Here is a 24210-nt window from a genome sequence, read left to right on the forward strand (position 1 = left end):
CCGACGGCGGCTAGTTGGGGGGTCCTCTTGTTCTTTGCAGCAGTCGTCGGTCCTGAGGCGCGCCTGGCACGCGCTCGTTCGGCGCTCAGTATCCACGGGAGTCGACTCGCCGCGACCGGCTGGGCATGCGAGCCAGTGCACGAGGAGTTTGTGGGCGGAACCATCGCCTGGGACTCATCGTCAAGTCACGCGAGCGTGTTCCGTGACCCAAAGCGCGGCACGCTGTTGCTACGCGCGGGGTATCTCGCGGCGCGCGACGAATGGGATGCGAACGGTCGACACGCTACCGAGAATGACGATGCCTGGGGAGAGTTTGCCGCGGTCGCGATACGAGCCCCCCACGAGTCCCGGGTCGTGCTGGAAGCTTTCGCGGACCCCGCGGCGTCCTGGCCGGTGTATTACGCTCGCCGCGGCGAGGTTGCGGTCGTCTCGAACGATCCTCAGTTCGTTGCGCTTGTGCTCGGCTTGACCGAGTTGTCGGAGCAGGGTGTGTACGAGTTGCTGGCTTACCATCACTCGCTCGGGGTGGAGACGACGATTGCAGGCGTGAAACGTCTCTTTCCGGGTGATCGTCTCCGGGTCGAGGCCACGACAGCGGGGGTGGTGGAGACTGCGATTGAGCACCGCAGGGTGTACGCCTACACGCGCATGGGGACGCCGAGCGAAGTGATCGAGCGCGACGCGCTGGATGCTTTGCGGCGCGGCGTTGCCGAGATTCGACCATTGAGTTCGGGGCGATTCGCGGACGCGACGGTCCAGCTGTCAGGCGGGCTTGACAGCCGGCTCACTGCAGCCGTCCTTGCCGATGTCTTTCCAGAACGGCCCGTGGTGGTGACTCTCGACTTAAGCAAGAACGACGAGTTGGAGGTTGCGCGTGAAGTTGCGACGCGGCTGGGCTACCCGCATCGCGTGGAGACTCTGTCGACCACCGATCTGACGACGATGCGCCAGGGGTGGTTTCTCACTGGGGGACAGGTTTCGCCGTACGCGGCCGCAGGCAACATCCTGTCCTATGAGACAGCGCACCGCGGCGCAAACGGCCAGGTTCTGCTGGTGGGCGCATGGCCGGGCGACTGTCTGATCGGGTCCTACATCCCGATCGTCCCCGGTATGACGTCGCGCGCGCTTCGGCATGTGATGGTCGTGGACTGGGGGAACAAGCGCGGCCGTCGGCGCGCCGAACTAGCGGGAACTGTGACGGGCCCCGCTGCTTCCAGAGTGGAGCGCGCCGCGCGAAGGAGGCTTCGCCGACGACTTAGCGAAGGCAGCGGGTCCACGGCCGCCCAGATGATCAGCTATTGGGCGATGTTCTCCCGGCAGCCTGCCTTCAGCTACATCGCGCCAGCGATGCTGACGTCCCACGTGTTGCCGGTCACCCCGGTTCTCGCAAAACCATATGTCGAGCAACTTCTGCGGCTCAGTGGGAACCAGATTGTGGGCAAGAATTGGTACCGTGCGATGATTTCGCACGGCTTTCCGGCACTGGAGGGCATCCGCAACGCGTCCACCGCGCGACCCGTAACAGACGAGGTGGTGAAGGCAACCTGGAAGCCGTCCTCACTCGATGACCTCTACATGCGTCTTCCCGAGATCGTTCAACGCGCCGCTCACGCGACCGTGGGGAGACTGCGACGACGTGTGACAACTGCAAACGACTCCGCAGAAGAAGAACACTGGTCAACAGTTCTCGCCGGTGGCGAGCGTGAGTCTGTCACGGCGGGGGGGATCTCTGTCCACGTGGGACCCAAGTCAGACATACATCTCCGTGCGGTGGCAAGGGGCCTTCGTTGGACCGCCGATTACCTTGAGGAGGGGTCGACCAAGCTTGGCGCGTGGTGACATTGTTCCAACATGATGCCTAGAGAGCCAGATGCCTGAGTGGGCCGCGGTCTGGCGCGCGGGAGCGTTCAGCGCGGCTCAAGAGCATCGCGCGCCGCTTCTGTCGCGACAATCACGTCCGCGCCAGGACACAGCGCCTCAAGCTCGCCCGAGAGCCCCTCGTGCGCCGTTTGCACCGTCAGCCCTTCGGGAACCACCCCCGCTAGGGTGCACAGATCGGTGGTGGTGCCGTGGAAGTTCGCGAGCGTCCACAAGGCGTTGGCCCCGTGACCATCTCCCCGGAGCATTGCCTCCTCGCGCTGGAGGTGCATGAGCCAGAACGCGGCGCGGTAGTCGTTGGCGAGCGAACTCTCCCACGGGATCGTCAACCGTTCGGCCTCGACGCGAGCGATCACGGCATTGGCCACACTGTCGGGGTGTTGGCCCTCGTTGGGCAGATTGTCCTCAACGAGGATCACGTAGGGCACGCTGTCCCGGAGGAACTGAAGGTGGCCAGGCGCCCACCAACTCCCCAGGCCCAAGCTCACTGCCACGGCGAGCGCCCCCACGCCGTAGAGCCCGCCGCGGAGGCGCGCAGGCCGAACTCTAGCCACGGCGAGCGCGGCCTGAGGAAGTGCGAGTGTGAGCAGTACCGTCGTGGCGATCCATGCGTACTTGTGGGGGTAGTAGGTCCAGGGTCGCGTGAGGGTGTCGCTCAACACCAGCACCACCAGGAGTCCGGCGACTCCGGCGCCCGCCAGGGCAATCATGGCGGTGACCACTCTGTCCACCCGGGCCGAGGCGGCGAGCGTGAGGACGGCCAGAACGATCGCCGTCACGGGCAGCATGAGCTTGGGGAACTCCGCGAGCCCGCCGGGGATGCTGAGGGAGCCGCTCGCCTCGAGGAGCACGGGCAGGCCACGCCATAGTGCCATGACAATCAGTGCCGCGCCCCCTGCCATCGTGGCGAGGCGCTTGCTCAGTGACCACCGCGGGAAGGCCCGCAATTCGCCAGCGGCCTGAATCAGCAGCAGCGCAGTGGGAAGGATCGCGAGCGGGGTCCAGGTGAGGAGCGTCAACAAGATCGCCGTCACTTGCATCGCCATGCCGAGCCAGGGACGGCTTCGCGTATTCAGATACGCGAGAATCGACGCCACCAGGATGATGAACACCAGGTGCGCGTTGATGAAGCCGAACTTCACGGGATATCCAGTCCAGAACCATCCCAGGGGGAGCATCGATGCGGCGCCGACGGTGGCTTTCGCTGGCAAGCCGACGAGGGCCTGGGAGTTCCTCACCATCGCGTAAGCAATGGCGCCGGCGAGCAGACAGGAGACCACGATGAGCGCCGCCCAGGTGGAGGCATACGCGCCGATGTCGTGTGACACGATCGCGCTCGCGCCCGTCGCTGGGCGCCCAGGCGCAGCGACGGCCGCCACCATTGCGGGCGAGAGAGGGACAGGGTTGGCAAGGGGAGGCGGCGCCACACCACCCTCGGCCATGATGTGCCGCGCGTACATGAGTTGCGATGCCGAGTCGCCTAGCATCGCCCATGAGACGCGGGATGCAGAAGGCGACAGCGGCACACACACGAATGCGCCCAGCGCGATGACGGCGCCGAGCCCTGCGGGGGCGGCATCTCGCCAGGTGGCCACATCGGGCACGGCCGCAAAGCCGCGCCGCCTCCACGTGCTCCACGAGCGAAGCACCAACAGCCAGCCGAAGCCGCCCAGCACGGCCACCACGGTGACGATCGACGTCACGAGCGGAGACCCGGTCATGTACGCGACCATCATGAGAGCGACAAGTGTCGCCGGAGCGCCGAGCGTGACCAGCGCGAGCGATGTGGGCGCACCAAAGCGGGCCCTAAAGACGATGAGCCACGGGATCGCGGCAAGAGCGAGGCCCGTCCACATCACCATGACCGAGCTAACTCCTTGAAGGTGGTGACAACGCTGTCACCTCGACGACGAAAGCCTCGTGGGGTCGAGAGGGCCTGACTACGGCGGGGGGGACACCAGCCTCAAGCGATTATGGCGTATCGGGCGTGGCGCTCGCCACCACTTCCCGCACCCGCTCGACGTCGTGTGACGAATAGTCCCCTATGGGTAGGTCGCCGCGCTCGTATAGCACCACGAGATCGCCCAACGTCACGTCGGGCGCCCACTCGCTGTCGGGTCTCGCGGTCACGTCGACTCCGTCTGGGTCTTCGACGTACAGAGCAAGCGCGGCCGAGATGAGCCGCTGCGAGCCCTGTTCCCTCGCCGACTGTTGGGCAGCAGCGTCGCCCAAGATGCTGGCCTGGTAGCCAGCGAGTGCCAGCAGCAACGCTCCCATCCCGGCCACCCAGCGAAGACGCTCGCGCGCGAGACGAGTGAGTGCGACGGTGCACAGTGGCAGCAGGAGCACCACCAGCATGTATAGGTAGCGGGAAGACCTCCCCGACCCGACCGACCACTCCGCGCGGCTGTACGCGGTCATAAGGGCGAACAGCGCGGCTGCGCCCGTCAACATGAGCGCGGGCGAGAACCCCGGCAACCTGGTGCCATTGCGTTGCATCCTGATGAGCCACAGCAGGAGCGCAATCAACATGAGGGCCCCAATCCCGAAGAGCGGGAAGATGCTCTGCCACCCCAGCAGCAGCATCACGCCAATGAACTGGGGGATCTTGATGAAGAGCTTCTCCAGGCTGAGCCCGCCGGTGTCGGGGTTGTGCGGGTTGCCCACCGCGAAGGCGACGTACCACGCCAGATAGACCACCGCGCAGGAGGTTGCGTAGATGACAGCGCGCTTGGCGCCGTGTCGGTGAAGGATCAACGCGGAGGTCGCAACAATGATCGGGATCGCCGTCCCAGACCACGTGAGCGCAAAGAGCGAGACACCGATGATCGCCGCGAGCCGTCGCCCCGTAAGGACTGGCGCAGCGGCGAGGTGGAAGGCGAGCAGTCCGAGCGCGAGAGCCCCAAGGAAGCCCACCTGGAAGCCCCACAGGATGTTCTCCGCCCCGCTGCCGAGGAACACGAGCACCGTGACAGCGGCGGTCGCGATCCAGGCGTTGGCGCGTGCCCGCAACGCGATGCGCCACACCATGTGAGCGGTCGCGAGGTGAGCGACGGTGACGGCCACTGCAAACGGCAGGTAACTGTCGAGTCCAAAGACCGCGCGCAACGCCCGGAAGAGCGCGAGCGGGCTCGTGCTCCAGTGACCCACGTGGGGCTCGAGCAGCCCGGGCCCATCAGGCTCGAGGAACGCCCACTCGTCGAAGAAGAACCACTGATCGCGCTGGAACACCATGATGACGGCAAAGCCAATCACCAGCGATGCGACGTGCCACGCCGCCGGGCTCCGTCGCAAGGACACGGCCTAGATCGTGCCTTCTTCGATGGCGTCCCTGATCCACGGGATGACCTCGTCGAGCATGTCCTCCAGCTTGGTGTCCGCCACAAAACCCAGCACGTCACGCGCCTTCGACGTGTCAGGTACCCGGCGCTGCACGTCGTACTCGAAGCCCTCGTCGTGCGCGAACGTGAGGGGCACATCCGGCCCCTTGATCTTGCGCCAGATAATCTCCGCCAACTGCGTGACCGAGTGACCCTCTGGGGTGGACAGGTTGAAGTCGTTGTTCACCGCCTCGGGGTGGAACAGGCTCATGACGATGCCGCGCGCCAGGTCCCCACCGTAGGTGTAGTGGCGGATCTGCTCGCCGGAGCCCAGGATGTGCAACGGGTCCTGACCCTTGAACACCTTCTGCACGATGTCGGGCACCACGTGGCTCATCGCGAGCTTCACGTTCCCGGAGTCGATCTCCACGTCACCCAGCGCCCGGGATTCGCCGATGCCCACGCAGTTGAAGGGCCGCAGGATCGTGTACGGGAGCTTGTACTGGTCCCATGCGGCCCGCGCAAAGTACTCCACCGCAAGCTTCTGGAAGCCATACGACGACAGCGGCGGCGGGATCTTGCGTTCGTCGCCTTCCTTTGACGGCCAGTGGGTCGAGGATTCGAAGACCATCGACGACGACATGTACGTGACCTTCTGCAACCGGCCCTTGCCACCGTCGTGCGCCTTGATGGCGGCATCGCACGTGGAAGCCAGGATGCGCTCGTTCTGCGCGATGAGGTCATACGCGTAGGTGTGGAAGTAGGAGATGCCGCCAATGAGCGCGGCGCCGGCGATGAGGTGGTCAACGTCGGACGCGAGTTCCGACATCATGTCGACCTTCTCAACATCGTCCACGTAGAGGCGGTAGTTCGGGTGGTCGTCGTAGGACTTTTTGACGGGACCGTACTTGGAGTAGTTGTCGACTCCGACCACCTCGTGGCCGCCCTTGAGGAGTTCCTCGACGATGTAGCCGCCGATGAATCCTGCCGACCCGGTGACGAGCACCTTAGCCATGTTGTGTTCCTTCCGACGTGCGTGTGGGGCCAGCCGCAGATGGCAGCGGCTTGGCAACCCCGTAAGCGTAGAAGTACCAACGCAGGTACTTCGGTATCCACTTGGACATGTGAAAATTCGATTGGCCCACGGTCCGGTCGAGCCAGATGGTGGGAATCTCTGCGACGGGCTGGCGGTGGCGCCGCGCCTTGGCCGCAAGTTCAAGCCCGATTTCGAAGCCGTCCCGGCTCTCGATCCCGACCCGTCGCACAAACTCGGTGTCATAGGCCTTGTAGGAGTTGGTGGCGTCGCGCGTGCCGACCCCAGCAAACCAGTACAGGGTGCGGCCGGCCGTGCGCGACAGGAACGCCTTGAAGCGCGGACCGCCCACCTGCTGCCCGCCGGCCATGTAGCGAGAGGCCGCGGCCACCACCACGCCTCGCTCGATGAGCTTCACGAGGTCGTCGATCTGCTCTGGATCGTCGCAACCGTCGGCCATGGTGACCACCGTCGTGTTGGCAGAAGCGGCATCGATGCCGTAGCGAATCGCATTCGCGGGCCCGCGCCCGTAGGTCTGCACCAGGGTGCGCACGCGCCCATCGGGGTAGGCGTTCACCACGGGAATCGTGGTGTCGTCGTCGGTGTCGACCACCACCAGCAACTCGAAGTCGCTCTCCACGGCGCCGACGATGCGGTCAAGTCCGGCGACGATGTTCTCCCCCTCGTTGTACGCGGGGATGACGATGCTGACGCGCGGGGCCTGCGTCACACCACCACCCCGTTGCCCAGGAGGTTCCACACGTCCGCCACCGGCTTGTCGATCACGAGCCCGCGGTACTCGGTGTGCGGCGTCGCAATGATGAGAATGTCCGCCTTCGCGATGACGTCCTCAAGGGGAATCAGCGTGGGGTCGGTGTCCTCCGTGACGTGGGGATCCGTACACAGCACTGCCTTGGCCTTGAACTTGAGCACGCGGCGGAGTTTGTACGAGAGCGAAGACCTGATGTCATCAGAACCGCCCTTGAATGCCATCCCCAGGATGCCGACCGTGAGTTGCGAGAGGTCGTACCGCTTCTCGAGCTGCGACACCACGTACAGCGGGAGGCCCTCGTTCACCAGCATGGCCGAGTGGCCCAGGGCGAACTTGTTGTCGGAGAACGCTGCCAACTGCATCGTGTCCTTGAAGAGGCACGGCCCTGCCGCGAAGCCCGCTCCTGGAATGTCCTTGGCGCGCGGGTAGTTGCGGCTGAGCCCTTCGCGGATGCGCTCGTAGTCGAGGCCGCGCTCGTTCGCCATCATGTAGAACTGGTTGGCCGCCGCGAACTTGATGTAGCGCCACGTGTTGGTGAACAGCTTGGCGAGCTCAGCCTCTTCTGGGCTGAGGTGCACAATCTCATCCGTGAGGGTGGAGAAGAGTGCGGCCGCGCGCTCGCGTCCCCGCTCGGTGCGGGACGACACGATCTGGGGGAGCGAGAACAACTCCTCCATGGCGCGGTGTTCAGCGATGCGTTCCGGGCAAAACGCCACGTCGATGTCGAGACCGAGGTCGGCAATCATGCGCTCCACCAATGCGGTGACACCGGGAAAGAGGGTGGACCGCAGGATCAGCGTCTGACCGTCCCTGAAGTAGTCGGCGGTGTCGGCCAGTGCGATGGGGATCGCGTTGGGGTCGGGGTTCAGGTGCTCGTCCACTGGGGTTCCGATGACGACGATGACGTGTTCGGCCCCGGCCACCACGGACGCGTCGGCGGAGGCAACGAGCCTCCCGTTGGCGAGGTTCTCCTTGAGCTTCGGCTCGGCACCTGGCTCCATGAACGGCATCACGCCCGAGTTGATGACGTCTACTGTCGCGGCGTTGATGTCATAGATGACAACACGAGAGCCTCTGTCTGCCAGGCCGATCGCAAGCGGCAGGCCCACATGGCCCCCACCGCCCACCACCACGACGTCACGTTCAAAGTCTTTTGCCACGGCGGACTCATCTCGGCAGATAGGGTGGGGCCGCCACACGGCGGCACGTCGCCGGTATTCTATCGGGCATTGCTCAGCCTCAAAGTGGGCTCCGCGCCAGCGAGCGGGCGCCTGCCGCACGCACCATGCCGCCCCCGCGGCCAGAAGGACTCCTGATGCGCACATCCGCCTCACCATTGGCGACGCGGCTCTACCGCGGCCTGGTGTCGTACGCGCTCAAGTTCGGCGCGGTGGGCCTGGTGGGATACGCGATCGACGTGGGCGTCTTCAACCTGTTGCGCTTTGGCGGCGTGCTGGGAGACTCGTGGGCGACGTCACCCATCGGCGCCAAGGTGATCTCCGTGACGCTGGCGACGGTTGCCACGTGGTTTGGCAACCGCTTGTGGACTTTCCGCGATCGCCGCCGCACCAACTACTGGCTTGAACTTGCGGAGTTCAGCCTGGTGGCGCTCGTGGGCATGGGCATCTCGGTCGCGTGTCTGTACATCTCCCACTACGTACTGGGGCTCACGTCGCCGCTCGCGGACAACATCTCGGCCAACGTAGTAGGCCTTGTCCTTGCGACCACATTCCGCTTCGTGATGTACCGCTTCTGGGTGTTCGGCAGCCACCGTGAGGGTGGTCTCGCCTCGCGCACCCTGCCGGGCCTCGCCGCCCCGCTTGACCGCCAGGTCTAGATCTCTTTCAGCGAGAAGTTCTGGAAGCTCTTGGACGCCGTCGGCCCCCGCTGTCCCCGGTACCGCGACCCATACTTGTCAGATCCATACGGATACTCGGCAGGCGAACTCAGCTGGAAGAAGCACAGCTGCCCGATCTTCATACCGGGCCACAGGTTGATGGGCAGGGTCGCGGTGTTGGACAACTCCAACGTCACGTTCCCTTCAAACCCGGGATCGATGAAGCCAGCGGTCGAGTGCGTGAGCAGCCCCAGCCGGCCCAGCGAAGACTTGCCCTCGAGCCTGGCCGCAATGTCGTCGGGCAGTGACACGGACTCAAACGTGGAGCCCAGCACGAACTCGCCTGGGTGCAGCACGAACGGCTTGCCGGCGTCCACCTCGACCAGGCGCGTCAGGTCGGGCTGCTCGGTGGCAGGGTCGATCGAGGCGTACTTGTGGTTGTCGAACACCCTGAAGTATTTGTCGAGTCGCACGTCGATGGACGACGGCTGGATCATGGCGGCGTCGTACGGGTCAAGGGCGACGCGGCCGGAGTCGATCTGAGTGCGGATATCGCGGTCGGAGAGCAACATGGGGTCAACCTATCGTGACTGGCCCGGCGAGCGGGTGGGGGCGTGCGCAGTCGTGGAAAGGCGACGCCTAGTCCTTGCCGCCATCCTGTCGTCGGCGTCGTTCCTGCTCGTTGAGCCACACCCGAAAACTCGGGTCATCGTCAGGTGCGCGCGGGGGGCGATAGCCGCCACCTTGGGTACCGGGCGCTCCACGGTTGCTGAGCTTGGTGACAATCCAAGCTCCCGCGCCGATCAAGGGGGCGAAGAGCACGATCAGCACCCACAGCGTCTTGGGCAGGCGGTAGGGCTCCTCGTCGCGATGTTGGGCGATGTCCGCGATGACGTAGACCGTGAGGCCCACGTAGAGGATCAGCGGAAGCATGTAGCGCATGGGATCACAGTAAGAGCCGCGCGAGGCCGCGTCCAGCGGACAAGGGAGGGACCGCGTCCGGGACAGGCGTCCCAATGCGCAAAATCGAACCGGTTGCATCGAAAACTTTCGAGCCGGAGGGCCCTCCAGACGGTGTGAGAGCGCGATCATGGGGCTAGGCTTGGCCTCGGCCCGCTGGCCGTCACACTTTCTGGAAGGTCTCCTCATGCAGTTCGGTCACTTCGACGATGAAGCCCGCGAGTACGTCATTGAGACGCCGCACACGCCCTACCCCTGGATCAACTACTTGGGGTCTCAGGACTTCTTCGGTCTGGTGTCTCACACCGGCGGCGGCTACTGCTTCTACCGCGATGCCAAGATGCGCAGGCTCACGCGCTACCGCTACAACAACGTTCCCATCGACGACGGCGGCCGCTACTTCTCGATTAACGACGGTGGGGACGTGTGGAGCCCTTCGTACCGCCCGTACAAGACGGACCTCGAGTTCTTTGAGACGCGTCACGGCATGGGCTACACCCGCATCACGGGCGAGCGCGGCGGCCTGCGCGCCTCTGTGCTGCTCTTTGTGCCGGTGGACATCAACGCCGAGATCCACCAGGTGACGGTCACCAACACCACGGACAAGGCCAAGAGCTTCTCGCTGTTCAGCTTCCTCGAGTTCAACCTGTGGAACGCGGAAGACGACCAGACCAACTACCAGCGCAACCTCAGCATCGGCGAGGTAGAGGTAGAAGACGGCGCGATCTATCACAAGACCGAGTACCGCGAGCGTCGCGACCACTACGCGGTGTACGGCGTCAACTCGCCCATCGCCGGCTTCGACACGGACCGCGACACCTACCTCGGCTTCGGCAACGGCTTTGATGAGGCCGCAGTGCCTCACGCCGGCAAGTCCGGCGACTCGATCGCCTCCGGCTGGTACCCCTGCGCCTCACACCACCTCGAGGTCGAGCTCGCCCCCGGCGAGTCGAAGACCTACACGTTCGTGCTCGGCTACCTGGAGAACGCTCAGGACGACAAGTGGGAGTCGCCAGGCGTCATCAACAAGACGGGAGCCAAGGAACTGCTGGCCCGCTTCGCCACCAACGACGCGACCGACGCCGAGTTCGCCAAACTCAACGCCTACTGGGACAACTTGCTGGGCTCGTACACGGTGGAATCCGGTGACGACAAGCTCAACCGCATGGTCAACATCTGGAACCAGTACCAGTGCATGGTGACCTACAACATGTCGCGTTCCGCCTCGTACTTTGAGACGGGCATGGGTCGCGGCATGGGCTTCCGCGACTCCAGCCAAGACCTGCTGGGCTTTGTGCACCTGGTGCCGGAGCGCGCCCGCGAGCGCATCATCGACATCGCGTCCACCCAGTTCGAGGACGGCAGCGCGTACCACCAGTACCAGCCGCTCACCAAGCGCGGCAACCACGCTCTCGGCTCCGGCTTCAACGACGACCCGCTGTGGCTCATCCTGGGCGTCGCCGCCTACATCAAGGAGACGGGCGACTTCGCGATCCTTGACGAGATGGTGCCGTTCGACAACGACGAGTCGCTCGCGCAGCCCCTCATGGAGCACCTGAAGCGCTCGTTCAACCACCCGCTCGAGAAGGCCGGCCCGCACGGACTGCCGCTCATCGGCCGGGCCGACTGGAACGACTGCCTCAACCTCAACTGCTTCTCCTCGACCCCTGGAGAGTCCTTCCAGACCACGGAGAACCAGGCCGGCGGCGTCGCGGAATCCGTGTTCATTGCTGGCATGTTCGCCGCCATTGGCCCCGAGTACGCGGCGCTCGCGCGCAGGCGCGGCGACGACGCCGAGGCCGACAGGGCGGAGAAGGCCATCGCCGACATGAAGCAGGCCGTCGTGGACCACGGCTGGGACGGCGAGTGGTTCCTGCGCGCCTACGACTTCTACGGCAACAAGGTGGGCTCGAACGAGAACACCGAGGGCAAGATCTGGATCGAACCCCAGGGCTTCTGCATCATGGGCGGCATCGGCGTGGACGACGGCAAGGCCATCAAGGCGCTCGACGCGTGCCGCGAACGCCTCAACACCCCGCACGGCATGGTGCTCCAGAACCCCGCATACACGAGTTACCAGATCGAGCTGGGCGAAGTCTCCACGTACCCGCCCGGGTACAAGGAGAACGGCGGCATCTTCTGCCACAACAACCCGTGGGTGATCATCGCGGAGACCGTGGTGGGGCGCGCCGAGTATGCCTGGCAGTACTACAAGCAGATCACCCCCGCCTACCGCGAAGAGATCTCTGAGGTGCACCGTCTCGAGCCGTACGTCTACGCCCAGATGATCGCCGGCAAGGACGCTTCGCGTCACGGCGAGGCGAAGAACTCGTGGCTCACCGGAACCGCCTCGTGGAACTTCGTGACGGTCTCCCAGTACCTGCTGGGCGTGCGCGCCGACTACGACGGCCTCGTGGTGGACCCGTGCATCGGCGAAGAGGTCGGCGAGTACACCGTGCGCCGCCAGATCCGCGGCGCCACCTACGTCATCACCGTGAAGTCCACCGGCGCCAAGGGCGCAACGCTCACCGTCGACGGGAAGGCGATCGAGGGCAACACCGTGCCCTACGCCGCCGCCGGCTCAACTGTGGAGGTCGTGGCTGCTCTGTAGCCACCCTTCGCTGCGCATCTGCGCATGACAATGCCCCGGCCCGTGCCGGGGCATTGTCATTTCGCGACCAGGTCGCGGTGGGGTTACGGCTTCGGGGGAGCGGGCGGCTGGCGCGTCTCGGCAGCGGACGACGCTGGGGACGCGGGCGCCGCTGTCGGCGCCGCTGTGGCCGGGCTCGCGCTGACGGGCGCAGACGCCGCCGCACCGCGCTCGCGCCGCGACCGCCGTGCCCGAACCAGCGCCATCACCACGAAGGCAATGAGCGCTGCCGCTGCCGCCCAGGGCAACAGCACGCCGATCACGACGAGGGCCACCGACACGAATCCTGCGAGCGCGTCCCAGCCCGAGACCAAGCCGTCCCAGAAGCTCTTCGGCGAGTCATCCTCCTCCTCGACCACCTCGATGGGCTCGGTGGTCAGTGAGAGGTCGATCGTGGACAGCGACACCTGGTCGTCGAGCCCGCGCTGCTGAGCCTCGAGGCTCTGGAGCTGCGCTTGGCGGGCTGCAAGCTCGTCCTCAAGCGTGATGATGTCCCTCAGGTCCTTCGCCTCGGCCAGTAGGCCACGAATGCGCTCGGTCGACTCGCGCAGCGTGGAGATTCTTGCGGCGAGATCCGTGACCTCAGTCGTCACATCGCGGCCCTCTGTCGTGTAGTGATCAACAGTTCCCAACTCGCGCAAGTCATCGACCACGTCGTCAAGACGGTTCTCTGGGATGCGCATCGTGAGGGCCGCGGAGCCGCCGTCGCGGTCGTCTGGAGCGGTCTCGTTGCGGGCATCAATGCGCCCTCCGGCGCCCTCCACGATATCCGCGGCCCTGTCGGACGCCGCGATCGGGTCCTCGACTGTGATGTAGAGCGATCCGGTGACGATGAGTGCCCTGTTGTCCGCCGCGCCGCCCTCACCTTCGAAACCGTCGCCCCCGACGCCGTCGTCGGCTGCCGCCTGCGGCGCTTCTGCTCCGTCAGCGCGGGAGTCGGCCTGAACGGCGTCACCCCCTGGGGAGGAGTCTTCGGACGACGAACAACCGCCCAGCGCCCCTATCGCCACTATCAGCCCTGCTATGACCCCGGCCCGCCACGTGTGGCGCACCGTCCCCTCTGCTGTGCGGTTCATGTTGCTCATGCTAATGAGACGCTCGGGAGAGCGGAACGGTTGGGTGTGCGAAACCGCTAACGATACGGACACGCCCTGGCCTCACCGCTCTCTCGCCGCCGTGCAACGTCGTCCGCTCGCAGTGAAATCGGGATCATCCGCGCCGCCTGGGCCCGTTGCAATCAATAGCAACACCCACGCCACCGAGAGGAGAGGAACCATGCGCAGACAAGCACTCGCCGCGTTCGCGGCAGGCGCGCTTGGACTCGCCATTGCGGTGCCAGCAGGCGCCACGACGGCCGAGGACGAGACGACGCTCACAGCAGTCAACGCCCTACCGGACACCGCGATCGACCTCTACAACCAAGACGAGATCCTGGTCGATGACTTCGAACCCGGCACCGTCGTGGGGCCGATGCCTATTGAACCTGGCGAGATCGAAGTGACGGCCGCGGCCCCTGACGCTCCAGACAACCTGACGCCGATCATCGGGCCGGCGCTCACTTCCCTCGAAGAGGGTGGCCATGTGAGCGTGGTCGCGTACCTCACGGACGAGGGCGTGCCAGCGCTCGCGAGTTTTGAAGAAGACGTGAAGCCCACCGTCGTCACCGATGGCGCAAGGCTGGTGGTCAGGCACGTGGCCTCCGCTCCAGCAGTCGACGTGCTCGTGGATGGAACCGCGCTCGCGAGCGGCGTCATGAGCGGCGACGACGTGGCCGAAGAAGTGACCGCAGGCGACTACGCGCTCAGCGTGGCCTCCGCCGAAACGGGAGAAGAACTCCTCTCCTCAGGGACGCTCACGCTGGAGACGGACCAAGTGACCACCGTCTACGTCTACGGATCCGCTGAGGATGACTCGCTTGCGTTGCTGACCACCACGCGAGACGTGGTGCGCCCCGACGCCATCCCTGACGAGCCCACTGCGACGGCCTCGGCAAGCCCTTCCGCATCGCCGACCCCCAGCGTCGTCCCTGACGACGGGATCACGACCGACACCGATGGCACCTCCCCTTGGTGGTGGCTCGTCGCTGGGCTGGTTCTGATCGCGGTCATCGCGGCGGTGGCCATCGCGCGGGCCAGCAAGGCCGGCAACGACCCCGTGTCAGGGGACGGCCGCGGGCCTGAGGAAGGCCCTGGGCCCGTGAACCGCTAGAGATGGACGGCCCGCCCTCGCGAGCGGGTGGGCCCGACCCAGCGCGTAATGAGGGTATGGTGAGCGATTAACTTCAAGGCCCTTTGTGGCAGAAGAGGTATGTGCAGTCATGACCACTGACGTCATTTGGATGACCCCCGCGGCGCTTGAGAGGCTGCGTGAAGAGTTGACCGCGTTGACGACGCCGCCACGCGAGTTGACGGAGCGTGACAGAGCCAGGGTGGTCGAACTGCAAGGCCTCATCAGCCGCACCGAGGTGACCGAGAAGCCCGACGACGGTCTTGTCGAGCCGGGCATGCGCATCACCGCTCGCAAGGAACAAGACGGCTCCGTGATCGAGTTCGTTCTGGGGTCTCGAGCGCTGCTCGACCTCGACGTGTCACTCGACGCGACGGTGTACTCACCCGAGTCACCACTGGGTGCGGCCATCAACGGCCTGCACGTGGGGGACACCGCCGAGGTGCGTGCGCCCAAGGGGCCGATCACCATCACCATTCTGTCGGCGACGCCTGTCGCCTGACCGCATCCACCACGGCACGCCGTCCCGGGTACGTTCCTGGGACGGCGCCCTCACGCATTGTGCGAAAGGTACCTTCCATGCCCGCGCTTCACGAGCAGCTCATTCCCGTCTTCGAAGAGATCATCAAGCGCAACGTCGGTGAGACGGAGTTCCACCAGGCGGTGCGCGAAGTCTTCGAAAGCCTCGGCCCCGTGGTCGCTAAGCACCCCGAGTATGCCGAGTCCTCTGTCATCGGCAGGCTGTGCGAGCCGGAACGTCAGATCATCTTCAGGGTGCCGTGGGTGGACGACTCTGGCCAGGTGCAGATGAACCGCGGCTTCAGGGTCGAGTTCAATTCAGCCCTTGGCCCCTACAAGGGCGGGCTTCGCTTTCACCCGAGCGTCTACCTTGGCATCGTGAAGTTCCTCGGCTTCGAGCAGATCTTCAAGAACTCGCTCACGGGCATGCCGATCGGCGGCGGCAAGGGCGGATCGGACTTTGACCCCAAGGGCAAGTCGGATGCCGAGGTCATGCGCTTCTGTCAATCCTTCATGACGGAGCTCTACCGGCACCTCGGCGAGCACACGGATGTGCCGGCAGGGGACATCGGGGTTGGCGGACGCGAGATCGGCTACCTGTTCGGTCAGTACAAGCGCATCACCAACCGTTACGAGTCCGGCGTGCTGACCGGCAAGGGGCTCACGTGGGGAGGTTCGCAAGTGCGTACGGAGGCCACGGGCTACGGCACGGTGTTCTTTGTGGAGCAGATGCTCCACGCCAAGGGGGAGTCCCTCGACGGCAGACGGGTGGTGGTCTCCGGATCGGGGAATGTGGCGATCTACGCAGCGGAGAAGGTGCGCCAGTTGGGTGGGACGGTCATCGCCATGTCGGACTCGGGCGGCTACGTCGTCGACGAGTCCGGCATCGACCTCGAGCTGGTCAAGGACATCAAGCTCTCGCGCCGCGAGCGCATCGACGCGTATGCGCGGGAGCGTGGCGGCGAAGCGCGCTACCTCTCAGGCGGGAGCATCTGGGATGTGCCGTGCGACGTCGCGCTGCCGTGTGCCACCCAGAACGAGCTCACCGGTGCCGACGCGGCCACGCTGGTCCGCAACGGCTGCAAGGTGGTCGCGGAGGGTGCCAATATGCCGTCCACTCCCGACGCCGTGCGCGCCTTCCAGGAGGCTGGAGTGCTGTTTGCGCCAGGAAAGGCGGCGAACGCTGGCGGCGTCGCGACGAGTGCCCTTGAGATGCAACAGAACGCCTCGCGCGACTCGTGGAACTTCGCGTACACGGAGGAGCGTCTGCACCTCATCATGAAAGACGTCCACGAGCGCTGCCTCACCACGGCCGACGAATACGGCTCGCCTGGCAACTACGTCGCCGGGGCAAATATCGGTGGCTTCACCCGCGTCGCCGACGCCATGCTCGCCTTTGGCGTCGTGTAGCAGGGTTGCTGTGGTGGGGTCCGGCTAGGGTCGCTGAGAGAACCTCTCGAGAAGCTCGCCGTCGCCAGCGACCACCAAGAGGTCGTCTGGCCCGATCGTCGTGTCCCTGCCCGCGTACTCGAAGTCCTCGCCTGGCGACTTCACGCCGATGACCTGGATGCCGTACTTGTTGCGCAAGTCGAGCTGGTCGAGCCTGAAGTTGTGCGTCTCCTTCGGTGGGCGCATCTTCACGATCGTGAAGCCGTCCTCCACCTCGATGTAATCGAGCATCTTGCCGCCAACGGAGTGCGCCACCCTGGCCCCAGCGTCGGCCTCTGGAAGGACCACGTGGTGGGCGCCGATGCGCTCGAGGATGCGCTGGTGCTCGGCCGTGGTGGCTTTGGCCCAGATTTCCTTGATGCCGATGTCCACCAGGTTGCCGGTGATGAGCACCGATGCCTCCAGGGACGTGCCCACGCCAACCACGGCCGCGCCAAAGTCTTTCGCGCCGATCTGCTCGAGCGCACGGGGGTCAGCGGCGTCGGCCTCGACCACGGGCAGGCGTGCCGACCAGCGCTCCACCAGGTCGGGGTCGCGCTCGACTGCGAGCACCTCGACGTCCATGAGGTCCAGCGTGTCGGCCAATGCGGAGCCGAAGCGGCCCAGTCCGATGACCAGGACGCCTTGGTCTTGAGTCTCGTTAGCCAATGAGGGGCCTTTCCTTCGGGTAGCGGACCACGCGCCGCCGCCTATTCAACGCTAGCGCTGCCACAACCGTGAGGGAGCCTACGCGCCCGATGTACATCATGGCGATGAGGGTGGCCTTCGCGTCGGCGTCGAGGTCTGCGGTGATCCCGGTGCTCAAGCCGCACGTGGCGAAGGCGGAAACCACCTCGTACAGCGCCTGGTCGAGCTTGATGCCCGTCTGCCACAGGAAGACGGTGGTCCCGAGAATCACGACGGCCAGACTCATCATGGTCACCGACACCGCCAGGCGCAGCACCTCGGTGCCGATGCGCTTGCCGAAGGCCTCGATGTCGCGGCGGCCGCGCGCTTCCGCCCAGATCGCGAGGACAAGGACGGCGAGCGTCGTGACCCTGATGCCGCCTGCCGTCGAGCCAGAGCCGCCGCCGATGAACATCAACACGATCTCGAGCAGCCACGTGGTCTCGCGCGCCTGCCCGATGTCGAAGGACGCGAAGCCGCCGGAGCGCTGGTTGATGGACTGGAAGAAGATGTTGCCGACGGTCTCCGCCGTGCTGGCGTCTCCCAGGGTGTTGGGGTTTGACCACTCGAACACGGCGAGAAAGCTGGCGGAGACCAGGGCCAGGCCGGCGATCGTGACGAGCGTGAGCTTGGTGTGCAGGGTCCATCTGCGAGGCCTGCGCCACTCGCGCATGATGTTGAGGTACACGGGAAAGCCGAGCGCACCCACAAAGACGCCAAGGCCGATGGGCATCAGCATCCACGGGTCTCCCGCATACGGGATGAGTCCGAGCGGGTCCGGCGAGAACCCCGCGTTGTTGAAGGCGGAGATCGCGTAGAAGACGGAGAAGCCAGCGGATTTGCCGAGACCGTAGTCGAGCGTCAGGAAGCGCGGAAACAAGACGAGGGCGATGATCGCCTCTGCTGACGTCGAGACGATGACGATCGTGCGCAGGAGCGAGCGGAGGTCGCCCAGGCCGGTCGCGCGCGCCTCTCCTGCGGCAAGGATGCGCTGGGTGAGACCGATGCGGCGGCTCACCGCGAGGCCCACCAGGGAGGCGAGGGTCATGATCCCGAGCCCGCCCACCTTGATGCCGATCGCGATGATCGTGAGCCCGGTGGGCGACCAATAGGTGCCGGTGTCGACCGTCACGAGTCCCGTCACGCAGACGGCGCTCGTGGCCGTGAAGAGCGCATCGATGAAGGGGGCACGAGTCCCGCTCGTGGTGGCCGCCGGCAGGGACAGCAGACCGGTGAATAGCAGAATGACAGAGCCGAAGGCGCCGAGGGCGATGCGCGCAGGGTGCTGGAGAGCGAGGTTGTCGATCTGATCGCCGACCCACTCGCGCGTTGTCCGCTGACTGGCCATCCCTCTCCTTTCCCGTCTGTGCCGTGCGTATCGGGTGCCCCTGGCGGACTCCCACCCCTACTGTGACACGCGCACGCGCCCGCCTAGGTAGTCATCGGCATAATTGCCGTTCTTCACAACGGTCCAGGCAACCCCTACAGTGGAAGAGGCATTCGGCCGATACACACGGCGAGTGCATCCAAAGGAGACCTGGGTTGTCTGAGAACACGTCCCCGCGATTTTTGACGGTCGCGGAGGTAGCCGACATGTGTCGCGTATCGCGCATGACCGTGTACCGGTGGGTGCACAACGGTGACCTGCCCGCTGTGCGGTTCGGAAAGTCGTTCCGAGTGCCCCAGGCGGCCGCTGAGGAGTTCGTCCAGCGGGCGGCCATTACGTCTGATCTGGACCAAGATGGCGGTTCGGGCGTCACCGCTGTAGGCTAAGACACCGTGTCACGCGCTCGCCGCGTGCCTCCGCCAGCCGCAAGCATCCGATCAAGGTAGGTTCCGTGGGATCCGTCATCAAGAAGCGTCGCAAGCGCATGTCGAAGAAGAAGCACCGCAAGCTGCTTCGCAAGACTCGCCACCAGCGTCGCAATAAGAAGTAGACGCGTTTAGCGCTAAGCCCGTGCCCTTCGGGGGTGCGGGCTTTGTCGTGTCTGGAGCGAGAGGCTAGACGGCGTCGTCCGTTGCCGCGAGCCGACGTCGCTTGCGTGCCCTGAAGGGCGTGAGCAACGTGTGCCCGATGCTGCGCAGCACCTTCAGCAGGATCCACACAAAGCCGGTGAGGCTGCGGCGCACGATCGAGCGTCGGCCCTGGGGGTTGCGGCCCCTGAAGTCCTGGATGGGCCAGCCAAGCTTCTTCGCATGGCGCCTCAGGCGAGAGTCAGGGTTGATGGCGCAACCGTGGCCCACGACCGTGAGCATCGGCGCGTCATTCATGGAGTCGCCGTAAGCGAAGCAGCGGGACAAGTCCAGCTGCTTGCGCGCGGCCAGCTCGCGCACAGCCACGGCCTTCGCCTCGCCGTGCATCATGTCGCCCACCAGCCGGCCGGTATAGAGGCCGCCCTTGTGCTCTGCGATGGTTCCGAGCGCGCCCGTCGCGTTGAGTCGGCGCGCAATGAGCCTGCCGATCTCCACGGGAGAGGCGGTCACAAACCACACCTCGTGACCTTGAGCGCGGTGCTCGTCGATCAGCGCCTTGGTGCCGGGGAAGATGCGCATGGCCAGGATTTCGTCGTAGACCTCTTCGCCGATGGCTGCCATCTCGGCGACCGACCAGCCCTTGATGATCGACAAGGCCTCGCTGCGGACCGTCGTCATCTGCTCTTGAGACTCGCCGAACACGAGGTACTTGAGTTGCTCCCAGGCGAACCGGATCAGATCGCGGTTGCGAAAGTAACCCCGCTGCTTGAGACCGCGCGCAATGTGGAAAGCACTGGCACCGCGGATGACCGTGTTATCCACGTCAAAGAACGCGGCGACAGGGTTGGGCGCGACCTGTTCTTGACGCGTCATAAGGCCAGCCTAACGGCGTAGGGAAGCGCTGAGAGCCCCCAATGGGATGGCCGCGAGGCCGCCGGTGCGCCTCAAGGAGAAGGTGCGCTGGCAGTGGGCAAGTTTCACGGGGGCTCAACTCGGCTTACTGTTGCGGTGTGAATGAGCGAGTTGTGTTGTATACCCGCAAGGGCTGCCACCTGTGTGACAACGCCAGGGACCTCGTGTCCAAGGTGTGCGCCGAACAGAACGTGTCGTGGCGCGAGGTCGACATCGACACCGATCCCGAGGTACGTGCCCGGTTGAGCGACCTCACGCCAGTGGTCGAGGTCGACGGCGTGCAAGTGGGCTACTGGCGCATCCGGCCAGAGTTGGTCCGCCTCGCGCTCGACGCCGCTCCCGGCCCGGTGGGGGGACAATAGTTCGATGCCCACAGTCCACCTGGTGCGTCATGGCCATGTTCACAACCCGAACGGCGTGCTGTACGGCCGCATGCCCCACTTTCGGCTGTCAGACACCGGCAGGCAGATGGCCGACGCGGTTGCTGAGTACTTCGTCGAGACGGGCCTTCCCGTCTCCAGGGTGATTGCCTCCCCCCTGCAGCGCGCCCAAGAGACGGCCGAACCGATCGCCCGCGCTTTCGGCGTCGGCGTCGACACGGAACCGCGCATCATTGAGGCAGGCAACGTGTACGAGGGCCAGCCGTTGCAGTCCGGCGCCAAGGACTTCCTGCATCCGCGCAACTGGTGGCGCCTGCGCAACCCGTGGCTGCCGTCGTGGGGCGAGCCATTCAAGGAGCAGGCCGACAGGATGTGGGCCGCCATCCACGACGCTGCGGCGGCCACTCCCGAAGGCGACACGGTCATGGTGAGTCACCAACTCCCCATCTGGGTGGCCCGCATGGCCTACGAACAGCGCAGCTTCCTGCACGACCCCCGCAAGCGTCAGTGCGCCCTCGCTTCCGTCACCTCATTCCGCTTCGAGGATGGTGAACCTGTCGAGATGACGTACGCCACCCCAGCGACCCACATCAAGGCACCCAAGTGACCAGGCGTGCGCGCATGGCGGTGTGGCTCGCCCTGATCGTCGCGACCGTGCTGTGGCTCGTCGCGTGCGCACCGCCAGACGCCGATACCTCGCCCGGCTACGTCTCGGGAGATGGTGCGGTCACGGAGTGGGGCGTCGGCGAGCGGCCGGGGCCGCTGGAACTGACTGGCGCCGGCATCGATGGCGAGGCCCTCGACCTGGCCGACTACCGCGGCGAGGTGGTCGTGGTGACCACCTGGTACGCCTCATGCCCTCCGTGCCGCGCCGAGGCCCCCGACCTGGTTGAGCTCGACGCCCTGGACGGCGTGAGCGTGCTCGGCGTCAACGTGCGCGACGACGCTGACACCGCCAACGCCTTCGAGCGCACCTTCGACATCACCTACCCTTCGCTCGATGGCGCCGACGGCACCGCTATCTCGCAGCTCCAGGGGCTCGTCGCGGTCAGGGCTGTGCCGACAGCCCTGATCGTCGACCCCGAAGGCAACGTCGCCGCGCGGGCGGTCGGTCGCATCGAGCCCTCGACGCTGCGGGCACTCGTGGACGCCGCGGCGCAGGTTGACGGGAGCACTCCCACGGCCGACGCGGGGGCGGGCGAGTGATCGCAGGCCTCGGCGGCACCTTCGCGGACACCGTGCTCACGGGATCGCTCATCGCGGCGCTGCCCGTCGCGCTCATCGCCGGACTGGTGAGCTTCGTCAGCCCGTGCGTCGTCCCTTTGGTGCCCGGCTACCTCGGCTACCTGTCCTCGATGGCGGGAGCGGGCGCTGGGCCCGGCGGGCGTGGTTCGCGTTCTCGACTGGTGCTGGGAGTGTTGCTCTTTGTGCTGGGTTTTGCGAGTGTGTTTGTGGTGCTCGGCGTGGGATTCGCGTCGCTGGGCTCGCGCGTCGACGAGCAGCTCGACCTCATCACACGCATCCTTGGCGTGCTCGTGGTGGTGATGGGCTTCGTGTTCCTCGGCTCGGTGCCCTTCATGCAGCGAGAGCGCCGCATCCATGTGTCTCCCAAGGCTGGCCTGTGGGGCGCCCCGTTGCTTGGCATCGTTTTTGGGCTCGGTTGGACGCCGTGCATCGGCCCCACGCTCGCCGCCGTGCTGACGTTGTCGCTCAGTGAAGCAACCGCCACGCGCGGAGTGGTCCTCGCGGTCGCGTACTCCCTTGGCCTTGGCCTGCCGTTCATCGCGCTTGCGGTGTGGATGGAGCGCTCGCGGTCGGTGCTTGGGTGGCTGAGGCGGCACCGGCTCGCGCTGATGCGCATCGGCGGCGGGATGTTGATCGTGTTGGGTCTGCTGCTCGTCACCGGTCTGTGGAGTTGGCTGACCGGTCAGATGCAAGGGTGGATCGACGGCTTCTGGGTGTCCGTATGAGCGCCAAGCAGCCGGCGACCGAGCCCGAGGCGCCCGAGCAACCCAAGCGGTTCTCCGTCGACAACTACGCCTACCCGCAGGCCCCCCGGTTGGGAGTGCGGGGGTGGCTGCGCTGGGGCTGGCGGCAGGTCACCTCGATGCGGCTTGCCCTTGTCCTGCTGCTCCTGCTCGGACTCGCGGCCATCCCAGGCTCGCTGCTGCCGCAGTGGCCTCAAGACGCGGCCAAGACCCAGTCCTTCGTGGACAACAACCCGTTCTGGGGGCCGGTCCTGGACAGCGTCGGCATGCTCGACGTCTTCGGCTCGGCGTGGTTCACGTCCATTTACGTGCTGCTGTTCTTGTCGCTGGTGGGCTGCATCGTGCCCCGCGCGATCGCCCACGGCAAGGCTGCCCGCACGCCGGTGGCGGCCGCACCGCGCTCACTTGCGCGCTACGACGGCCGCCTTGAGGACACCTCGCCGCTTGATCCTCTGCAAGCCGCCGACGCCGTCGTCGCCTGGGGACGTGGCCGTGGCGTCGGCCGTCTGGTGGGCTATCGCGCACGAGTGGATGAGCGCACCGCCCGCGACGGCACGCCGGAGGTGGCGGTGGCGCTCGACCAAGGCGCGCTGCGGGAGTGGGGCAACCTGCTGTTCCACGCGGCGCTCGTGGGGGTGTTGTTCGCCATGGCCTTCGGGTCCGCGTACACGTACCGGGGCCAGGCCGTGCTGGTCGAGGGGCAGACCTTCACGAACGCGGTGGTCGCCTACGACAGCTTTGAGTCCGGAAGGCTTTTCGACCCCGCGTGGCTCGACCCCTTCACCCTGCGGCTCGACGCTTTCGAGTCCTCCTTTGACCTCGAGGGCAGGCCGGAGTCGTTCCTGGCCGACGTCACGGTGACGCGCCCTGGCGACGCCGCCTTCACCGACACCATCCGCGTCAACCACCCGCTCGAGGTCGAGGGCGGCAAGATCTACCTCCAGGGCAACGGCTACGCGCCCAAGTTCGTGGTGCGCGACGCCGACGGCAACGTCGCCTTCTCCGGCGCCGTCCCGTTCTTGCCTCAAGACGGGGCGTACACCTCCACCGGCGTCGTCAAGGTGCCCGACGTCACGAGCGGGGAGCAGCTGGGCTTCAGGGCCACGCTGTACCCCTCGGCGGCGCCGACGGCCGACGGCAACGTCGTCTCCGTGAACCCTCAGCCCAACAACCCTGTCATCCTGTTGACGGCCTACACCGGCGACCTGGGGCTCGATGCAGGCATCCCGCAAAACGTCTACCAACTGGACGAGTCCCAGTTGAGTCCCGTGCGCGGCGACGACGGCATGCCCTTGGTGGTGGACCTGCGACCGGGCGACACCATCACGCTTCCCGACGGCCTTGGCACGGTCACGTGGGAGTCGCTGCCGCGGTTCGTGGCGCTCGACCTGCGCGCCGACCCTTCCCTGCCGTGGATCCTCGGCACGTCGCTCGCGGCGCTGTTCGGCATCGGCGTCTCCCTCTTTGCGCCCCGCCGCCGCTTGTGGCTGATTCTCACCCCTGGTGACGGGGAACGTACACTCGTGGAAGCCGCAGCGCTCGCGCCCCCGCACGACGAGGCGGCCACCCGCGCACTCGCGAGCGCCCTGGCAGTTGCCACGGGAAGGCCCGCGCCCCGTCCCCGTGCGCACCAGGAGGAACAGTGA

General features: G+C 65.9%; 24 protein-coding genes. 13 read left to right on the plus strand and 11 right to left on the minus strand.

Annotation, left to right across the window (positions count from 1 at the left end; genetic code table 11):
* The first annotated feature begins 27 nt into the window (after nt 1-27).
* Nucleotides 28-1839: an asparagine synthase-related protein gene (locus tag LGT36_RS13690; RefSeq protein ID WP_248642116.1), complete on the plus strand. Its 1812-nt coding sequence runs from the start codon at nt 28-30 to the stop codon at nt 1837-1839.
* 68 nt (nt 1840-1907) lie between these two features.
* Here LGT36_RS13690 and LGT36_RS13695 read toward each other — a convergent pair whose 3' ends face one another.
* The 5 genes from LGT36_RS13695 to LGT36_RS13715 all read right to left on the minus strand — a co-directional run bounded on the left by LGT36_RS13695 (nt 1908) and on the right by LGT36_RS13715 (nt 8163).
* The gene (locus tag LGT36_RS13695) at nt 1908-3740 is read right to left on the minus strand and encodes a hypothetical protein (protein ID WP_226094740.1); all 1833 of its coding nucleotides are present in this window, start codon (nt 3738-3740) and stop codon (nt 1908-1910) included.
* Between the two features lie 109 nt (nt 3741-3849).
* Nucleotides 3850-5178, minus strand: a complete 1329-nt coding sequence (locus tag LGT36_RS13700) for a hypothetical protein (protein ID WP_226094730.1) — start codon at nt 5176-5178, stop codon at nt 3850-3852.
* Between the two features lie 3 nt (nt 5179-5181).
* Nucleotides 5182-6213, minus strand: coding sequence for an NAD(P)-dependent oxidoreductase (locus LGT36_RS13705; protein ID WP_226094729.1), 1032 nt, complete (start codon nt 6211-6213; stop codon nt 5182-5184).
* A complete protein-coding gene (locus LGT36_RS13710; RefSeq protein WP_248642118.1) occupies nt 6206-6961 on the minus strand; it encodes a glycosyltransferase family 2 protein in 756 nt (251 codons plus the stop codon). Before LGT36_RS13710 ends, LGT36_RS13705 begins: the two co-directional genes overlap by 8 nt.
* Nucleotides 6958-8163, minus strand: coding sequence for a nucleotide sugar dehydrogenase (locus LGT36_RS13715; RefSeq protein ID WP_226096056.1), 1206 nt, complete (start codon nt 8161-8163; stop codon nt 6958-6960). Before LGT36_RS13715 ends, LGT36_RS13710 begins: the two co-directional genes overlap by 4 nt.
* Nucleotides 8164-8318: 155 nt before the next feature.
* On the opposite strand from LGT36_RS13715, the gene LGT36_RS13720 reads away from it, so the two are divergent.
* On the plus strand, nt 8319-8840 hold the full coding sequence (locus tag LGT36_RS13720) for a GtrA family protein (RefSeq protein ID WP_226096057.1): 522 nt from the start codon (nt 8319-8321) through the stop codon (nt 8838-8840).
* Here LGT36_RS13720 and dcd read toward each other — a convergent pair.
* A complete protein-coding gene (dcd, locus tag LGT36_RS13725; RefSeq protein ID WP_226096058.1) occupies nt 8837-9412 on the minus strand; it encodes a dCTP deaminase in 576 nt (191 codons plus the stop codon). The genes LGT36_RS13720 and dcd overlap by 4 nt on opposite strands.
* Before the next feature lie 67 nt (nt 9413-9479).
* Nucleotides 9480-9782: a PLD nuclease N-terminal domain-containing protein gene (locus tag LGT36_RS13730; protein ID WP_226096059.1), complete on the minus strand. Its 303-nt coding sequence runs from the start codon at nt 9780-9782 to the stop codon at nt 9480-9482.
* A 205-nt stretch (nt 9783-9987) separates the two neighbouring features.
* Between LGT36_RS13730 and LGT36_RS13735 the strand changes: the two genes are divergently transcribed.
* Nucleotides 9988-12411 carry a GH36-type glycosyl hydrolase domain-containing protein gene (locus tag LGT36_RS13735; protein WP_226096060.1) on the plus strand — a complete coding sequence of 808 codons (2424 nt, stop codon included), beginning with the start codon at nt 9988-9990 and terminating at the stop codon, nt 12409-12411.
* Nucleotides 12412-12494: 83 nt separating this feature from the next.
* Here the strand turns inward: LGT36_RS13735 and LGT36_RS13740 are convergent, their stop codons facing one another.
* A complete protein-coding gene (locus LGT36_RS13740; RefSeq protein ID WP_226096061.1) occupies nt 12495-13526 on the minus strand; it encodes a DUF4349 domain-containing protein in 1032 nt (343 codons plus the stop codon).
* 199 nt (nt 13527-13725) lie between these two features.
* On the opposite strand from LGT36_RS13740, the gene LGT36_RS13745 reads away from it, so the two are divergent.
* The 3 genes from LGT36_RS13745 to gdhA all read left to right on the plus strand — a co-directional run bounded on the left by LGT36_RS13745 (nt 13726) and on the right by gdhA (nt 16605).
* On the plus strand, nt 13726-14658 hold the full coding sequence (locus LGT36_RS13745) for a DUF4397 domain-containing protein (RefSeq protein WP_226096062.1): 933 nt from the start codon (nt 13726-13728) through the stop codon (nt 14656-14658).
* 109 nt (nt 14659-14767) lie between these two features.
* Complete coding sequence (locus tag LGT36_RS13750) at nt 14768-15178, plus strand: GreA/GreB family elongation factor (RefSeq protein WP_226096063.1); 411 nt, start codon at nt 14768-14770, stop codon at nt 15176-15178.
* A 77-nt stretch (nt 15179-15255) separates the two neighbouring features.
* Nucleotides 15256-16605 (plus strand): NADP-specific glutamate dehydrogenase, encoded by a 1350-nt coding sequence (gene gdhA / locus LGT36_RS13755; RefSeq protein ID WP_226096064.1) that lies wholly within the window; start codon nt 15256-15258, stop codon nt 16603-16605.
* Between the two features lie 24 nt (nt 16606-16629).
* Here gdhA and LGT36_RS13760 read toward each other — a convergent pair whose 3' ends face one another.
* Nucleotides 16630-17292: a TrkA family potassium uptake protein gene (locus tag LGT36_RS13760; RefSeq protein ID WP_226096066.1), complete on the minus strand. Its 663-nt coding sequence runs from the start codon at nt 17290-17292 to the stop codon at nt 16630-16632.
* The gene (locus LGT36_RS13765) at nt 17285-18658 is read right to left on the minus strand and encodes a TrkH family potassium uptake protein (RefSeq protein ID WP_226096068.1); all 1374 of its coding nucleotides are present in this window, start codon (nt 18656-18658) and stop codon (nt 17285-17287) included. Before LGT36_RS13765 ends, LGT36_RS13760 begins: the two co-directional genes overlap by 8 nt.
* Nucleotides 18659-18852: 194 nt before the next feature.
* On the opposite strand from LGT36_RS13765, the gene LGT36_RS13770 reads away from it, so the two are divergent.
* Both LGT36_RS13770 and LGT36_RS13775 read left to right on the plus strand, forming a co-directional pair.
* Nucleotides 18853-19083, plus strand: a complete 231-nt coding sequence (locus LGT36_RS13770; RefSeq protein WP_226096070.1) for a helix-turn-helix domain-containing protein — start codon at nt 18853-18855, stop codon at nt 19081-19083.
* A gap of 65 nt (nt 19084-19148) precedes the next feature.
* Nucleotides 19149-19247, plus strand: coding sequence for a 30S ribosomal protein bS22 (locus LGT36_RS13775; protein ID WP_005504750.1), 99 nt, complete (start codon nt 19149-19151; stop codon nt 19245-19247).
* Between the two features lie 64 nt (nt 19248-19311).
* On the opposite strand, the gene LGT36_RS13780 is transcribed toward LGT36_RS13775, so the two are convergent.
* Nucleotides 19312-20157 (minus strand): HAD family phosphatase, encoded by an 846-nt coding sequence (locus LGT36_RS13780; RefSeq protein ID WP_226096077.1) that lies wholly within the window; start codon nt 20155-20157, stop codon nt 19312-19314.
* A gap of 137 nt (nt 20158-20294) precedes the next feature.
* On the opposite strand from LGT36_RS13780, the gene LGT36_RS13785 reads away from it, so the two are divergent.
* Genes LGT36_RS13785 through LGT36_RS13805 form a run of 5 tightly spaced genes read left to right on the plus strand, consistent with a single transcriptional unit; the run spans nt 20295 to nt 24210 of the window.
* Nucleotides 20295-20558 carry a glutaredoxin family protein gene (locus LGT36_RS13785; protein WP_226096078.1) on the plus strand — a complete coding sequence of 88 codons (264 nt, stop codon included), beginning with the start codon at nt 20295-20297 and terminating at the stop codon, nt 20556-20558.
* Between the two features lie 4 nt (nt 20559-20562).
* Complete coding sequence (locus LGT36_RS13790) at nt 20563-21183, plus strand: histidine phosphatase family protein (protein ID WP_226096079.1); 621 nt, start codon at nt 20563-20565, stop codon at nt 21181-21183.
* Entirely contained in the window at nt 21180-21782 is a 603-nt protein-coding gene (locus tag LGT36_RS13795) for a TlpA family protein disulfide reductase (protein WP_226096080.1), read from the plus strand. The genes LGT36_RS13790 and LGT36_RS13795 overlap by 4 nt, the downstream gene beginning before the upstream one ends.
* On the plus strand, nt 21779-22546 hold the full coding sequence (locus LGT36_RS13800) for a cytochrome c biogenesis CcdA family protein (RefSeq protein ID WP_370634253.1): 768 nt from the start codon (nt 21779-21781) through the stop codon (nt 22544-22546). The genes LGT36_RS13795 and LGT36_RS13800 overlap by 4 nt, the downstream gene beginning before the upstream one ends.
* Nucleotides 22543-24210: a cytochrome c biogenesis protein ResB gene (locus LGT36_RS13805; RefSeq protein ID WP_226094722.1), complete on the plus strand. Its 1668-nt coding sequence runs from the start codon at nt 22543-22545 to the stop codon at nt 24208-24210. The genes LGT36_RS13800 and LGT36_RS13805 overlap by 4 nt, the downstream gene beginning before the upstream one ends.

The organism is Demequina sp. TMPB413, assembly GCF_020447105.2.
GTDB lineage: Bacteria > Actinomycetota > Actinomycetes > Actinomycetales > Demequinaceae > Demequina.